We start from the raw sequence: 13,924 nt of genomic DNA on the forward strand, positions 1-13,924 counted from the left end.
CCGCGTCTCCGCGCGACTGCTCCACGGTCGTCGGGAACGTCACGTGGGGTAGTCGTCGGCCGCGCGGCCCGCAGGGGGGAGACTGTTCCCTCGTGACCCGTTCGTCGGCAGCCGTGCGCCCCCGGCCGCATCCCGGTGACCCCCTCGATCCGGCCGCGGCGATCTCCATCCGCGGGCTCGGCAAGCGCTACGGCGAGTTCGTCGCCGTCGACGATCTCGACCTCGACATCCACCGCGGCGAGATCTTCGCGCTGCTCGGCCCCAACGGCGCCGGCAAGACGACCACGGTGGAGATCTGCGAGGGCTACCGCGCCCGGGACACCGGCGACGTCCGGGTGCTGGGGGAGGACCCCGCGCAGGGCGGGCGGCGCTGGAAGGCCCACCTGGGCATCGTGCTGCAGTCGAACTCCGGCGAGAGCCAGCTGACCGTCCGCGAGACGGTCGCCTCCCGGGCCGACCTCTATCCCGACCCGCGGAACCCCGACGAGGTCCTCGAGCTCGTCGGGCTGACCGAGAAGGCGCGGGTGCGCGGGCAGGCCCTGTCCGGCGGGCAGCGGCGGCGGCTCGACGTGGCGCTGGGCATCGTCGGCCGGCCCACGCTGCTCTTCCTCGACGAGCCGACCACCGGCTTCGACCCGGAGGCGCGCCGGCAGTTCTGGTCGCTGATCCGCTCCCTCCGGGAGCTGGGCACCACGATGCTGCTCACCACCCACTACCTGGACGAGGCGGAGGCGCTCGCCGACCGGGTCGGGGTCATCAGCCGCGGCCGGCTGGTCGAGGTCGCCGTCCCCTCGCTGCTCGGCGGCCGCGAGACGGCGCCGGCGCTGATCACCTGGACCGAGGACGGCGTCCGGCGCACCGCCGAGACGGCGACGCCGACGGCGTTCGTCCGGGAGCTGGCTGCGCGGTTCCCCGGCGAGGTGCCGGACCTGGCCGTCGCCCGCCCGACCCTCGAGGACGTGTACCTGCGGATGATCGGGGAAGGCCGGTGACCGCTCCCGACGTGCCGCTGCCCTCGGTGGCGCGGGTGTTCCGCTCGCGTGCGGTGGTGGAGCTCAAGGAGTTCTTCCGCCAGCGCGAGGCGGTCGTCTTCACGCTGATGCTGCCGGTGCTGCTGCTGGTCGTCTTCGGCGCGGTGCTGAACTTCGACCTCGGCAACGGGGTGAGCTTCACCCAGTACTTCATGGCCGGGATCATCGCGGCCGGCATCCTCGGCGCCAGCCTGCAGAACATGGCGATCAGCATCGCCACCGAGCGCTCCGACGGCACGCTGAAGAGCCTCGCGGGCACACCCATGCCGCGCAGCGCCTACTTCGTCGGCAAGGTCGTCCAGGTCCTCGCCGTCACCGTGGCGATCATCGTGATCCTGCTGCTGATCGGCGTGGTGTTCTACGGCATCGACCTGCCCGCGGGCTCGGACTGGCTGACCTTCGCGTGGGTGACGTTCCTCGGGTCGGCGTCGTGCACGCTGCTCGGGATCGCGATCTCGAGCCTGGCCAAGAACGGCCGGTCGGCCTCGGCCACGGTCACCCCGTTCGCGCTGCTGCTGCAGTTCATCTCGGGCGTCTTCTTCCAGTTCAGCGAGATCCCGAGCTGGATGCAGACGGTCGCCGCGTTCTTCCCGCTCAAGTGGATGGCGCAGGGACTGCGGTCGGTCTTCCTGCCCGACTTCATGGCGGCGGCCGAGCCGGCCGGCAGCTGGGAGCACGGGCGGATCGCGCTGGTCCTGGTGCTGTGGTGCATCGCGGGTCTGCTGCTCTGCGTGGCGACCTTCCGCTGGCAGGACCGGTCCACCAAGTAGCTTCGCGTCGTGCCTTCCCCGCTCACCGCTCCGACCCTCGCGCGCGCCCCGAAGGTGCTGCTGCACGACCACCTGGACGGCGGCCTGCGTCCCCAGACGGTGCTCGAGCTCGCCGACGAGGCCGGCTACCGGGAACTGCCGGCCGGCGACGCGGAGAGCCTGGCGACCTGGTTCCGGCAGGCGGCGGACTCGGGGTCGCTGGAGAAGTACCTGGAGACGTTCGCGCACACCGTCGGCGTGATGCAGCGGCCCGAGGCGATCCACCGGGTGGCGCAGGAGTGCGCCCTCGACCTGGCCGCCGACGGGGTCGTCTACGCCGAGGTGCGCTTCGCCCCCGAGCTGTCCACCGCGCAGGGCCTGGCCGTCGAGGACGTCGTCGAGGCGATGGTCGACGGATTCGAGGTCGGCAGCCGGGAGGCGGCCGGGGCCGGTACCCCGATCCGGGTGGGGGCCCTGCTCTGCGCCATGCGCCAGGCCGACCGGTGGGAGGAGATCGCCGGGCTGGTGGTGCGCTACCGGGACCACGGCGTCGTCGGCTTCGACCTCGCCGGGCCCGAGATCGGCTTCCCGCCCGACCGCATCCCCCCGGCCATCGGCATGCTCGTCGGGGCCCGCGCGCACCGCACCATCCACGCCGGTGAGGCCGACGGGGTCGAGAGCATCCGGGCGGCCCTGGACGGCGCGCACGCGGAGCGGCTGGGCCACGGGGTGCGCATCGCCGACGAGGTCGCCGCCGACGGCACCCTCGGTCCGCTGGCGCAGCGGGTGCGCGACGAGCAGGTGACGCTGGAGATCGCGCCGTCGTCGAACGTCCAGACCGGGGCCTACCCGTCGCTGGCGCAGCACCCGGTCGACCGGCTGCACCGGCTCGGCTTCGCCGTCACCCTCAACACCGACAACCGCCTGATGAGCGGGGTGTCGGTCAGCAGCGAGATCGCCGCCGTCGCCACCACGTTCGGCTGGTCCTGGGACGACGTCCAGACCGTCACCGAGCGGGCACTGGCGGGTGCGTTCGTCCCCGAGGAGGAGAAGAGCCGGTTGCTCGACGGCGTCGTCCGTCCGGGGTTCGCGACGCTGCGCGGCTGAACCGGGAGACCACGATCAGCGCCCGCTGGGCGCCCCGTCCGCGGGCCGGAGAGGGCGCTCGGCGGGCGTCGATCGTGCGACCCCGACCCCGCGGGGGTGATCACGCCCACCCCGCCCGCGGGAATCGGGAAGCGATCTTCGCTGCTAACCTAGGCGTACCGGCACAACGGCCGGTCATCCTCCCGGACGGAACGTCTGGGCATGAGCGCATCCGTGCAGATCCCGCGTTCCATCCCTGGGCGCAGACGATCGCCAGTGAGGACGCCGGCGCACAGCCGCGACCCTCCCTTTCCACGGGCCGCGCTCCGAGCTGTAACGGAGCCCCACCCCGCATGACTGTGGTCCACCCTGTCTCGTTCGAGTCGAACGACGTCGTCACCACCCCTGAAGAGAGCAACACCGTCACCCAGGCCCCGGCCGAGCCGACCGGCCCGACCTTCGGCCAGCTGGGCCTGCCCCAGCCGCTGGTGACCGCCCTCGAGCGGCGCGGCATCCACCGCCCGTTCGCCATCCAGACCTCCGCCCTGCCGGACGCCCTCGCGGGCCGTGACGTGCTCGGCAAGGCCGCCACGGGCTCGGGCAAGACCCTGGCCTTCGGTCTGCCGCTGCTCGCCCGCATCGGCGCCGACGCCCAGCAGGGCCGCCGGACCCCCCGCGGGCTGGTCCTCGTGCCGACCCGGGAGCTCGCCCAGCAGGTGCACGACGCCCTGGCCCCCCTCGGCCAGTCCATCGGCGTCCAGCTCGCCACCGTCTACGGCGGCGCCCCCATGTACCGCCAGATCCAGCAGCTGCGCCGTGGCGTCGACGTCATCATCGCGACCCCCGGGCGGCTGCAGGACCTGATCAGCCAGGGCGAGGCCAGCCTCACCGAGGTGGTGGTCACCGTCCTGGACGAGGCCGACTTCATGGCCGACCTGGGCTTCCTGCCGGTCGTCAAGGAGCTGCTCGACCAGACCGACCGCAACGCCCAGCGGCTGCTGTTCTCGGCCACCCTGGACGGCGAGGTCGACTCGCTCGTCCGCCGGTACCTCAAGGACCCGGCCCGGCACGAGGTCGTCCGCCCCGGCGGCGAGGCCCCGCCGGCCGAGCACCTGGCCTTCAGCCTCGCCTTCCGCGACAAGCTGCAGGTGGCCACCGACCTCGCCGGCCGCCCCGGCCGCACGATCATCTTCGCGCGCACCCAGCTGGGTGTGGACCGGCTGGCCGAGAACCTGAAGGCCGCCGGCATCAAGGCCGAGGCGATCCACGGCGGACTGCCCCAGGCCGCCCGCAAGCGGGCGCTGGAGGAGTTCACCGACGCCCGCTCGCCGGTCCTGGTCGCCACGGACGTCGCCGCGCGCGGCATCCACGTGGACGACGTCTCGCTGGTCCTGCACTACGACCCGCCGACGGACGCCAAGACCTACCTGCACCGTTCGGGCCGTACCGCCCGCGCGGGTGCCGCCGGTGTCGTCGTCTCGCTGCTGCTGCCCGACCAGGTGGGGCAGTCCAAGCGCCGCTTCCGCACGGCCAAGGTCGACCCGGATGTCGTCCGAATCCGTCCGGGCGACTCCCCGATCACCGACCTCGTCGCCACCGGCGTCGCGGTCGAGCCCAAGGAGCGCACCCAGCGCGACAACCGCCGCGGTCCGGGTGGCCCCAGCAGCCGTCCGCGCCGCGATGGCGACCGTCCCGGCGGCAGCCGTGGCGGCCCGCGTCGCTCGTTCGGCGACCGGCCCCGGCCGGCCGGCGAGCGGCCGTCGGGTGAGCGCTCGTCCTACGGCGAGCGGTCGTCCTCGGGCGAGCGTTCCTACGGGGACCGCGGGCCCCGTTCCGGTGGGCGGCCCAGCCGGCCGGCCCGCTACTCCAGCTAGGCGTCGTCGTCCCGCTCTCTGTACCGAGAACGGCGGTGGGGGGTGGGCCCGCTTTCGGTACAGAAAGCGGGTCGCGTCAGTCGCGGAAGACCAGCTTGCCGCTGACCAGCGTGACGACCTCGTCCCACAGCGGGCGCAGTTCGGCGGCGTCCTCGGCACGGAGGACGGCGTGCGGCTCGCTCTCGCCCCGCGCCACCGCGCGCCCGAGGGGGGACGTCGGTGACAGCAGCTCGTCCACCCGCGCCAGGCCCGCGTGCTCGGCCAGGTCGCGCGCACCCTCGACGGGCTGGGCGAACGCGCGGTGGTCGACCAGGCCGGCCGCGCCGTCGGCCACCTCCTTCAGCACCTCGGACAGCTCCGACAGGTCGTAGCGGTCCTGCTCCGAGGGCAGGGGAGGGAGGTTCGTCTCGGCGACCTCGGGCCAGGTGGCGATCTCGCTCAGGTCGTGGTTCTCGTTCCCCGCGCAGAACCGCGCGAGCTCGTCCGGCGTCGCGAACAGGTAGACGTCACCGTCGCGGCCCAGGAAGCGGGCGACGTCCTCGACGTAGCAGCGCAGCGTGAGGCCGGCCCCCTCGGGGACCACGACCTCGACCGGCAGGATGCCGACCGACTCCCAGAAGTCGGCGGCGGCGGCGACCTCGGCCGGGGACGCGTTGATCCGGCCGCCCCGGGCGATCGTGCGGACACCGGGGCCGGCTGCCGCTGCGGCGCCGCCCGGTGCGTCGTCGTCCACGAGGACCGCGTCCTCCGGGAGCTCGTCGCGGTCCGCGTCCTCGGCCTCCGAGGCCGGCGGGTAGTCCTCCAGGGTCGCCGAGCCGGCACCGGTCCAGTCCAGGTGCTCGGAGAGCTCCTCGACGACGTCCTCCCAGAGGTCGTCGAGGATGCCGCCGACACCGACCCAGGCGTCCTCGCCGGACCGCCCGACGAACGCGTCCACCCCGAGCCCGAGGGAGCCGATCTCGGGCTTCGCGGCGAGCTCGGCGACCGCCTCGAACTGGCCCTCGGTCTCGGCGTCGTCCAGCTCGTCGTCGGCATCGCCGCCGGTGTCGAGGCACTCGGCCAGCCGGGTGACGATGTCGACGGTGGCGGCCAGTTCCTCGACCGCCCAGCGGTCGGGGTTCTCCGCGGCGATGTCGTAGACGCCGTCGAGGTCGTAGCGGTGGTCGTCGTCCGGTGTCAGGTCGGCCGCACCGAGCCCGACGACGATCGGCCAGACCGGATGATCGGCGAGGTCGTGGTCGGTGCTGGTCCGGCAGTAGTCCGCCAGGGCCGCCGGGCTGGGGAAGAGGTGGACCTTCGCGACGTCGTCCTCGGTGGTGCCGAGGAACGCCTGCCACTCCTCCCCGTCCTCCTCCCATGGCGGAGCCCACAGCGTGTAGCCGGTGCGGTCATCGAGGGTGAGTGCGATCGGGACGATGCTGGGCCTGGCCACGGTGACACCCTGCCAGGTCACCCTGGAGGCCCGCCTCGGGGTTACGGCCGGCGATAGGACGCCCATCGGGTGCCGGACCGTTCGGCGCTGGATCGGGCCTTCGGCTGGGTGGTCTCTACGGCCTGGGTGCGGGGCGGACGACGAGAACCGGGCACGGCGCGTAGTGCTGGACCCGCTGGGCGGTGCTGCCGGGGAGGATCGCATCGCTGATCCCGCGACCTCCGGCTGCCACCACGACCAGACCGGCGTCGTACTGCTTCGCGAGCTTGATGATCTCCGCGGCGGGCGACCCGCTGCGGATCTGCTTGTCGATCCTCGGCCCCCAGTCGTCGAAGACGGCGGCCACCGCGTCGACGGCACCCTGCGCCGCGTCCCGGAAGCTGCCCGCCCCCTCGCCGGGGCCGGACGGTTCGGCCTCGGAGATCTCGTCGGCGAAGGCGACCGAGGCCAGCGGCCGGATCACGACGACCACCGAGATGGTGGTGATCTTCTGCGGGTCCGCGAAGGACGTCAGGTGGCGCGCCGCGGCCAGGGACTGCGGCGACCCGTCGGTGGCGACGATGACGTGCATCTCAGGCGTCCTTCCGGTCGGCGGCCTCGGGATCGCCCCGACCGGCGCCCGCGGGGCGGTTCCGGGAGCCGAAGGCGTTCTCGATCAGGAACAGCACCACGCCGACGGCGAGAAGGCCGGCGCACCAGATCAGCGAGCTGGGGTCGTCGTAGATGGAGAACCCGAGGATGGCCAGGTTGCCGAGCAGCCCGACGATGAGCAGGGGCGTGTTGGCCCGGAACGTGCGTTCGTCCTCGTCCCGCCCACGCAGTTTGAGACACGTGACGATCACGAGGGCGTAGATGGCCAGGAGGAAGACGACGGTGACCAGGGCGAGCGTGTTGACCAGGTCGATGCCGCCGCCGGCTTGCACGAAGTTGCCGGTGATGAGCAGGGCCGCGACCACCGCTGCGCTGAAGAGGAGCCCGACCCACGGGCTGCGCCGGGTGGCGTGGATCTTGGCGAAGACGCCCGGCACGACGTCCTCCTTGGCCATCCCGTAGAGGATCCGCGGCTGGGTGACGACGGTGACCAGGGTGGTGTTGGTGATCGCGACGAGCGCGATGATCGAGAAGAGCGTGGTCATGAACTCGGTCGAGAAGGGCAGGATGCCCTGCTTGACGACCTCGAGCAGGGCGGCGTCGGAGCCCGCGAGCTGGTCGACGGGCACGGTCAGCGCGGCGGCGATGGAGACCAGGACGTAGACCACGCCCGCGACGATCATGCCGCCGACCAGGGACCGCGGGAAGGCGCGGTGCGGGTCGATCGTCTCCTCCGCGACGTTGGCGGTGTTCTCGAAGCCGGTCATCGCGAAGAACGAGAAGGCGATCCCGGCGAGGACCGCGAGAGCCGGGTTGCCCGACACGCTGATGTCGGTGAGAACGCCGAAGTCGGCGTTGCCCTGGGCGATGTACCAGATGCCGATGACCATCACGATGAGCAGGCCGGCGACCTCGACGAAGGTCATCAGCATGTTCATCACCACCGACTCGGTGATGCCGATGAAGTTGACGACCACCAGGGCGAGGAGGAAGACCAGCGACACCAGCAGTGCCGGCGGGCCCTCCCAGAGCGTGGCGAAGTAGGACGCGAACCCCGTGGCCAGCGAGCCGGTCGCCGCGAAGCTGGCCGCCAGGAACGACACGGTGGTCAGGAAGGTCAGCGCCATGTTGCCGAACGCCTTGTTGACGTACAGCGAGGCTCCGGCGGCCTGCGGGTACTTGGTCACCAGCTCGGCGTAGGCCGCCCCGGTGATGGCCGCGACGGTGACGCCGAGGGCGAAGGCGATCCAGAACGCTCCGCCGACGGCTGCTGCGACCAGGCCGATCAGGACATAGATCCCGGAACCGAGGACGTCCCCGAGCGTGTAGAAGAACAGCTGCTTCCCGGTGATGGACCGCCGGAGGCCGCCTTCCTCGTCGTCGACTGTGGTGGTGACGGCTTCATCCACGAGGACCTCGTTTCCCGTCGAGCGCAACGTAGTGACGGCCGATCCTGCCGTCATCCACGAGCTGCCGCCCGGCGAAACCGGTACTTCAGCGCTCCGCTTGTCCTCAGACGCCCATCGGGTGCCAGACCGTCTTCGTCTCGAGGAACGGGGTCATCCGGGACAGGCCGGGGTCGGCCGTCCAGTCCGGCTCCGTCGCCGGTGGGCGGACGACGCGCTTGACCGTGCCGGCGGCCTCCCGCTCGAACTCCATCGCCCGTCCGGCGGGCGCACCGGTCAGGTCGATGGCGTCGACGTCGGCGTGCTCGGCCAGCCAGGTGCCCAGCTCCGCGGCGTCGCCGGTGAGCAGGTTGACCACCCCGCCGGGGACGTCGCTGGTCGCGAGCACCTCGCCGAGGGTCACCGCGGGCAGCGGGCGATCCTTCGACGTCACGACGACGCCGGTGTTGCCGGTCGCCAGGACGGGGGCCAGCACGCTGACCAGCCCGAGCAGCGACGACTCCTGCGGCGCGAGGACGGCGACGACACCGGTCGGCTCCGGCATCGAGAAGTCGAAGTACGGGCCGGCAACCGGGTTGGCCCCGCCGAGGACGGCGGCCAGCTTGTCGGTCCACCCGGCGTACCAGACCCACCGGTCGATGGCGGCGTCGACGGCCGCGCGGGCCTTCGAGCCCGAGAGCCCCTCGCCGGTGGCCACCTCGTCGCAGAACTGGGCGTGCCGGCCCTCCATCACCTCGGCCACGCGGTACAGCACCTGGCCGCGGTTGTAGGCGGTCATGCCCGACCACTTCCCGAAGGCGCCTCGGGCGGCGACCACGGCGTCCCGGGCGTCCTTGCGCGAGGCCCAGGCGGCGTTGGCCAGGAAGTGACCGCGGGGATCGGTGACCTCGTAGGTGCGTCCGGACTCCGAGCGCGGGAACGCCCCGTTGACGTAGAGCTTGTAGGTCTTGCGGACGGCGAGGCGGTCCGAGCTCACTTGTCCTCCTCGCTAGCGCTCGTCGGCTGCGTTCGCAGGGCTGCTGTGCTCATTGGTTCGCTCGCAAGCTCGCTCACTGCACAGCGCCTCTCTTGATGGGTCGCTTCCGCGGCCGCTCCGCTCCTCGCTCGCTGGCGCTGGCTGCGATGCTCACGACCTGTCAGCTCCCTTCAGATAACCCGTCAGCCCGTGGCGGCCGCCCTCGCGGCCGTACCCGGACTGCTTGTAGCCGCCGAAGGGCGACGTCGGGTCGAACTTGTTGAACGTGTTGGCCCACACGACGCCGGCGCGGAGCTGGTTCGCGATCTTGAGGATCCGCGAGCCCTTCTCCGTCCAGATGCCGGCCGAGAGCCCGTAGGTGGTGTTGTTCGCCTTGGCCACGGCCTCGTCGGGAGTACGGAAGGTCATGACCGACAGGACGGGCCCGAACACCTCGTCGCGGGCGATGCGGTGGGCGGGGGAGACCTGGGTGAACACGGTCGGCTTGAACCAGAAGCCCTTCTCGGGCAGCACGCAGTCCGGCTGCCAGCGCTGGGCGCCCTCGGCGTCCCCGATGTCTACCAGCTCCCGGATGCGCGCCAGTTGCAGGTGAGAGTTGATCGCGCCGAGGTCGGTGTTCTTGTCCAGCGGGTCGCCGACGCGCAGCGTGCTGATCCGCCGCTGCAGGCTCGCGATGACCTCGTCGTGCACGTTCTCCTGCACGAGCAGCCGGGAGCCGGCGCAGCAGACGTGCCCCTGGTTGAAGAAGATGCCCTGCACGATGCCCTCGACGGCCTGGTCGATCGCGGCGTCGTCGAAGACGATGTTGGCGGCCTTGCCGCCGAGCTCGAGGGTGAGCGACTTGCGAGTGCCGGCGACCGCGCGGGCGATCGACTTGCCCACCTCGGTGGAGCCGGTGAACGCCACCTTGTCGACGTCGCCGTGCTCGACGACGGCCCGGCCGGTCTCGCCGGCGCCGGTGACGATGTTGACGACGCCGGGCGGCAGGTCGGCCTGCTGGCAGATCTCGGCGAACAGCAGCGCGGTCAGCGGCGTGGTCTCGGCCGGCTTGAGGACGACGGTGTTGCCGGTGGCCAGCGCGGGCGCGATCTTCCACGCGAGCATCAGCATCGGGAAGTTCCAGGGGATGACCTGACCCGCCACGCCGAGCGGGCGCGGTCCCGGGCCGAGGCCCGCGAAGTCGAGCTTGTCGGCCCAGCCCGCGTGGTAGAAGAAGTGCGCCGCCGCCAGGGGGATGTCGACGTCCCGTGACTCGCGGATCGGCTTGCCGTTGTCCAGCGACTCGAGGACGGCGAACTCGCGGGCGCGCTCCTGCAGCAGCCGGGCGATGCGGAACAGGTACTTCCCGCGGTCGGCCGGGCGCATCGGGCCCCAGGTGCGGGTGAAGGCCCGGCGGGCGGCCGCGACGGCGCGGTCGACGTCGGCCGCGCTGCCGCTGGAGACCTCGGTGAGCACCTCCTCGGTGGCCGGGTTGACCGTCTTGAACGGCTCGCCGGTGCCGTCGACGAACACGCCGTCGATGAACAGGCCGTAGGACGGCCTGATGTCGACGATCGACCGCGACTCGGGCGCCGGCGCGTACTCGAACAGGCTGGTCATGGGTCAGTCCACCGTGACGTAGTCGGGACCGGAGTAGTGGCCGGTGCGGAGCTTCTGCCGCTGCAGCAGGAGGTCGTTCAGGAGGCTGGAGGCACCGAGGCGGAACCAGTCGGGGGAGAGCCAGTCGGGCCCGGCGGTCTCGTTGACGAGGACCAGGTGCTTCATCGCGTCCTTCGTCGTCCGGATGCCGCCGGCGGGCTTGACGCCGACCTGCCGGCCGGTCGCTGCCCGGAAGTCGCGGACCGCCTCGAGCATGACGAGGCAGACCGGCAGGGTCGCGGCGGGGGAGATCTTGCCGGTGGACGTCTTGATGAAGTCGCCGCCGGCGAGCATCGCCAGCCATGAGGCGCGGCGGACGTTGTCCAGGGTGACCAGTTCGCCGGTCTCGAGGATGACCTTGAGGTGAGCCGATCCGCAGGCCTCCTTGACGGCCACGATCTCGTCGTAGACGTCGAGGTAGCGGCCGGTGAGGAACGCCCCCCGGTCGATGACCATGTCGATCTCGTCGGCGCCGTTCGCGACGGCGTCCTTCACGTCGGCGATCTTGACCTCGCGGCTGGCCCGGCCGCTGGGGAAGGCGGTGGCGACGGCGGCGACGTGCAGGCCGGTGCCGGCCAGCGCCTCGCGGGCGACACCGGCGAGGTCGCCGTAGACGCAGACGGCCGCGACGGGCGGGCAGGTCGGGTCGCCCGGGTCGGGCCGCTTCGCCTTGGCGGCCAGGGAGCGCACCTTGCCGGGAGTGTCCGACCCCTCGAGCGTGGTCAGGTCGACCATCGAGATGGCGGTATCGATCGCCCAGGCCTTGGCGGTGGTCTTGATCGACCGGGTGCCGAGGACCGCGACCCGCGCCTCGGCGCCGACCTGGTCGACGCCGGGCAGCCCGTGGAGGAACGCTCGGAGGGACGCGTCGGAGCGCGTGATGTCGCTGAACGGCGGCAGCGGCGGCGCCGTCAGCCGGGCGTCGTCCGACAGCGCGTCGGGGTCGAGCACGTGGGTCATGCGGCCATTCTCCCCTGCCCGATGCGGCGGGTGAGCAGCGCTCACCCGCCCGGAGTGGAACGGTGCGCGGCGACGCATGCTCGATGCCGCGTCCGGCGGGCCGCTACGGTGTCGCGCGTGCAGCTCACCGTCGTCGATCACCCGTTGGCCCGCGCCCGCCTCTCGCGCATGCGGGACGAGCGGACGGACAACGCCATGTTCCGGGCCGCCCTCCGTGAGCTCACCCAGATGCTAATCTACGAGGCCACGCGGGACCTGACCGTAGCCGAGGAGCCGATCACCACGCCCGTGACCGGGACGACCGGGTACCGGCTGGCGGCCCCTCCGCTGATCGTGCCGGTGCTGCGCGCCGGGCTCGGGATGGCAGACACCGCGCACGGGATGCTGCCGGAGTCGCAGATGGGGTTCGTCGGGCTGGCCCGCAACGAGGAGACGTTCCAGCCGGAGGCCTACATGGCCTCGCTGCCGGAGACGCTGGTCGACCGCGAGGTGTTCGTGCTCGACCCGATGCTGGCCACCGGCGGCTCGCTCGTGCACTGCTGCGGGCTGCTCACCGCGCGGGGCGCCACGTCGATCACCGTGCTGTGCGCGCTCGCGGCGCCCGAGGGCATCCGGAGGCTGGAGGAGAGCGGCCTGCCGCTCCGAGTGTTCACCGCCAGCATCGACGAGGGGCTCAACGACAAGGCCTACATCGTCCCGGGGCTCGGTGACGCGGGCGACCGCCAGTTCGGCGCTGTCTGACCATGCGCTTCGGCGTCCTGGGCACCGGGTTCTGGGCGAAGGAGGTCCACGCGGCGGCGCTCGCGGCGCACCCGGACGCCGAGCTGGCCGGGATCTGGGGCCGGGACGTCGCCAAGGCCAAGGGCGTGGGCGCTGAGTTCGACGTCCCCGGGTACGGCGACGTGGACGCGCTGCTGGCCGAGGTCGACGCCGTCGCCATCGCGCTGCCCCCCGACGTGCAGGCGCCGCTGGCCGAGCGCGCGGCCGAGGCCGGGAGGCACCTGCTCCTGGAGAAGCCCATCGCGCTGGACGTGGCGGCCGCCGACCGGATCGTGGCTGCTGTGCGGGCGTCCGGCGTCGCGTCGGTCGTGTTCTTCACGTTCCGGTTCCAGCAGGCGACGTCCACGTGGCTGACCCAGGCCGGCCGGACGACCCTGGCCGGCGGGGCCGGCTCCTGGCTCGGGTCGCTGGCCGGCACTCCGTTCGACGACTCACCCTGGCGCAAGGAGCGCGGGGCGCTGTGGGACCTGGGGCCGCACGCGCTGTCGCTCCTCGTGCCGGCCCTCGGTCCGGTGGTCTCGGTGCTGGCGGCCCCCGGACTGCGCGACACCGTGCACCTGGTGCTCACGCACGCCTCGGGTGCCGCCTCGACGCTGACGCTGTCGCACACGGTGGCGCCGTTGTCGGGCGGGACCGAGTTCTTCGTGCACGGGGACGCCGGCCGGCTGGTGCTGCTGCCCGACGAACAGTCGGCCGTCGAGTCGTTCGGGGTCGCCGTGGACGAGTTGACGGCGGCGGCGCTGACCGGCGGAACCCATCCGTGCGACGTCGCGTTCGGTCGGGACGTGGTGGTCGTGCTGGCGGCGGCGCAGCGGGCGCTCGCCTCCGGCTGTCGCGAAGCCGTCGGCAGCTGACCCCGGGCCTGCTCCCGGACCGCTTTCCGCGCTCCGGGAGTTCTGCAGGCCACCGGGAGCGCGCACGACGCTCCAGGAGTGAGAACGCGAACGGGAGACGATGACGTTCAGAGAGTGGTACGTGCGGCGCGGTCGGATTCCCCGCCGGACCTGGTGGACCCAGTACACGCTGCCGATCCTGACCTTGAGCGTGCTGGCGGCGGCCGCGGACACCGCTTTCGGCTACCCGGGGCTGTCGACGGGCGCGACGGATCCCGAGTCGTTCTACACCTGGACGGGCGGCCCGCTCAGCACGGTGATCGCCCTGTTCACGCTGGTTCCCGGGATCAGCTCGAGCGTGGCACGACTGCACGACCGGGGTCTCTCCGCGTGGTGGCTGCTCTGGCTCCCGCTGCCCCTCTTCGGCTGGATCGTGGTGTTCGTGCTGAACGGGTTCCTGCGCGGCCTGGCCGGTCCGAACAAGTACGGGCCGCCGCCGCTGCCGGGCGCGGCCGGCTCCCTGCCGTATCGGCTCTGACCCTCGTCGGTCGACCGCAGTGCGGGTGCT

The 13,924-nt window shown here is 72.3% G+C and carries 13 protein-coding genes; 7 read left to right on the top strand and 6 right to left on the bottom strand.

What is annotated here, in order from left to right:
• Positions 1 to 92 precede the first annotated feature (92 nt).
• The 4 genes from E4P39_RS09205 (at position 93) to E4P39_RS09220 (ending at position 4,740) form a co-directional block, all read left to right on the top strand.
• A complete protein-coding gene (locus E4P39_RS09205; RefSeq protein ID WP_245159727.1) occupies positions 93 to 992 on the top strand; it encodes an ABC transporter ATP-binding protein in 900 nt (299 codons plus the stop codon).
• Complete coding sequence (locus E4P39_RS09210; RefSeq protein WP_135136129.1) at positions 989 to 1,801, top strand: ABC transporter permease; 813 nt, start codon at positions 989 to 991, stop codon at positions 1,799 to 1,801. The genes E4P39_RS09205 and E4P39_RS09210 overlap by 4 nt, the downstream gene beginning before the upstream one ends.
• A 9-nt stretch (positions 1,802 to 1,810) precedes the next feature.
• On the top strand, positions 1,811 to 2,887 hold the full coding sequence (locus E4P39_RS09215; RefSeq protein ID WP_135136131.1) for an adenosine deaminase: 1,077 nt from the start codon (positions 1,811 to 1,813) through the stop codon (positions 2,885 to 2,887).
• A gap of 332 nt (positions 2,888 to 3,219) precedes the next feature.
• Positions 3,220 to 4,740 (top strand): DEAD/DEAH box helicase, encoded by a 1,521-nt coding sequence (locus E4P39_RS09220; protein ID WP_135136133.1) that lies wholly within the window; start codon positions 3,220 to 3,222, stop codon positions 4,738 to 4,740.
• Positions 4,741 to 4,816: 76 nt separating this feature from the next.
• Here E4P39_RS09220 and E4P39_RS09225 read toward each other — a convergent pair whose 3' ends face one another.
• From E4P39_RS09225 to deoC, 6 genes are all read right to left on the bottom strand, one after another.
• Positions 4,817 to 6,172, bottom strand: coding sequence for a hypothetical protein (locus E4P39_RS09225; protein ID WP_135136135.1), 1,356 nt, complete (start codon positions 6,170 to 6,172; stop codon positions 4,817 to 4,819).
• 115 nt (positions 6,173 to 6,287) lie between these two features.
• Positions 6,288 to 6,743, bottom strand: a complete 456-nt coding sequence (locus E4P39_RS09230; RefSeq protein ID WP_135136137.1) for a universal stress protein — start codon at positions 6,741 to 6,743, stop codon at positions 6,288 to 6,290.
• A gap of 1 nt (position 6,744) precedes the next feature.
• Positions 6,745 to 8,172, bottom strand: coding sequence for an APC family permease (locus tag E4P39_RS09235; RefSeq protein WP_209306446.1), 1,428 nt, complete (start codon positions 8,170 to 8,172; stop codon positions 6,745 to 6,747).
• A gap of 103 nt (positions 8,173 to 8,275) precedes the next feature.
• Positions 8,276 to 9,145, bottom strand: a complete 870-nt coding sequence (locus tag E4P39_RS09240) for an aldehyde dehydrogenase family protein (protein WP_135136141.1) — start codon at positions 9,143 to 9,145, stop codon at positions 8,276 to 8,278.
• 150 nt (positions 9,146 to 9,295) lie between these two features.
• Positions 9,296 to 10,744: an aldehyde dehydrogenase family protein gene (locus tag E4P39_RS09245; protein ID WP_209306447.1), complete on the bottom strand. Its 1,449-nt coding sequence runs from the start codon at positions 10,742 to 10,744 to the stop codon at positions 9,296 to 9,298.
• A 3-nt stretch (positions 10,745 to 10,747) separates the two neighbouring features.
• Entirely contained in the window at positions 10,748 to 11,743 is a 996-nt protein-coding gene (gene deoC, locus E4P39_RS09250; protein WP_135136143.1) for a deoxyribose-phosphate aldolase, read from the bottom strand.
• Between the two features lie 117 nt (positions 11,744 to 11,860).
• Between deoC and upp the strand changes: the two genes are divergently transcribed.
• From upp to E4P39_RS09265, 3 genes are all read left to right on the top strand, one after another.
• Positions 11,861 to 12,484 carry a uracil phosphoribosyltransferase gene (gene upp / locus E4P39_RS09255; RefSeq protein WP_135136144.1) on the top strand — a complete coding sequence of 208 codons (624 nt, stop codon included), beginning with the start codon at positions 11,861 to 11,863 and terminating at the stop codon, positions 12,482 to 12,484.
• Between the two features lie 2 nt (positions 12,485 to 12,486).
• Positions 12,487 to 13,377, top strand: coding sequence for a Gfo/Idh/MocA family oxidoreductase (locus E4P39_RS09260; RefSeq protein ID WP_135136146.1), 891 nt, complete (start codon positions 12,487 to 12,489; stop codon positions 13,375 to 13,377).
• A gap of 100 nt (positions 13,378 to 13,477) precedes the next feature.
• Positions 13,478 to 13,894 (top strand): DUF805 domain-containing protein, encoded by a 417-nt coding sequence (locus E4P39_RS09265; protein ID WP_135136147.1) that lies wholly within the window; start codon positions 13,478 to 13,480, stop codon positions 13,892 to 13,894.
• Positions 13,895 to 13,924: the final 30 nt, after the last annotated feature.

It is taken from the genome of Blastococcus sp. CT_GayMR19 (assembly GCF_004570385.1).
Taxonomy (GTDB): domain Bacteria; phylum Actinomycetota; class Actinomycetes; order Mycobacteriales; family Geodermatophilaceae; genus Blastococcus_B.

Bases quoted from the DNA above. Each gene is read 5' to 3' on its own strand.
- E4P39_RS09220 (WP_135136133.1), top strand. From the start codon at position 3,220: ATGACTGTGGTCCACCCTGTCTCGTTCGAGTCGAACGACGTCGTCACC.
- E4P39_RS09230 (WP_135136137.1), bottom strand. From the start codon at position 6,743: ATGCACGTCATCGTCGCCACCGACGGGTCGCCGCAGTCCCTGGCCGCG.
- E4P39_RS09245 (WP_209306447.1), bottom strand. From the start codon at position 10,744: ATGACCAGCCTGTTCGAGTACGCGCCGGCGCCCGAGTCGCGGTCGATC.
- deoC (WP_135136143.1), bottom strand. From the start codon at position 11,743: ATGACCCACGTGCTCGACCCCGACGCGCTGTCGGACGACGCCCGGCTG.
- E4P39_RS09260 (WP_135136146.1), top strand. From the start codon at position 12,487: ATGCGCTTCGGCGTCCTGGGCACCGGGTTCTGGGCGAAGGAGGTCCAC.
- E4P39_RS09265 (WP_135136147.1), top strand. From the start codon at position 13,478: ATGACGTTCAGAGAGTGGTACGTGCGGCGCGGTCGGATTCCCCGCCGG.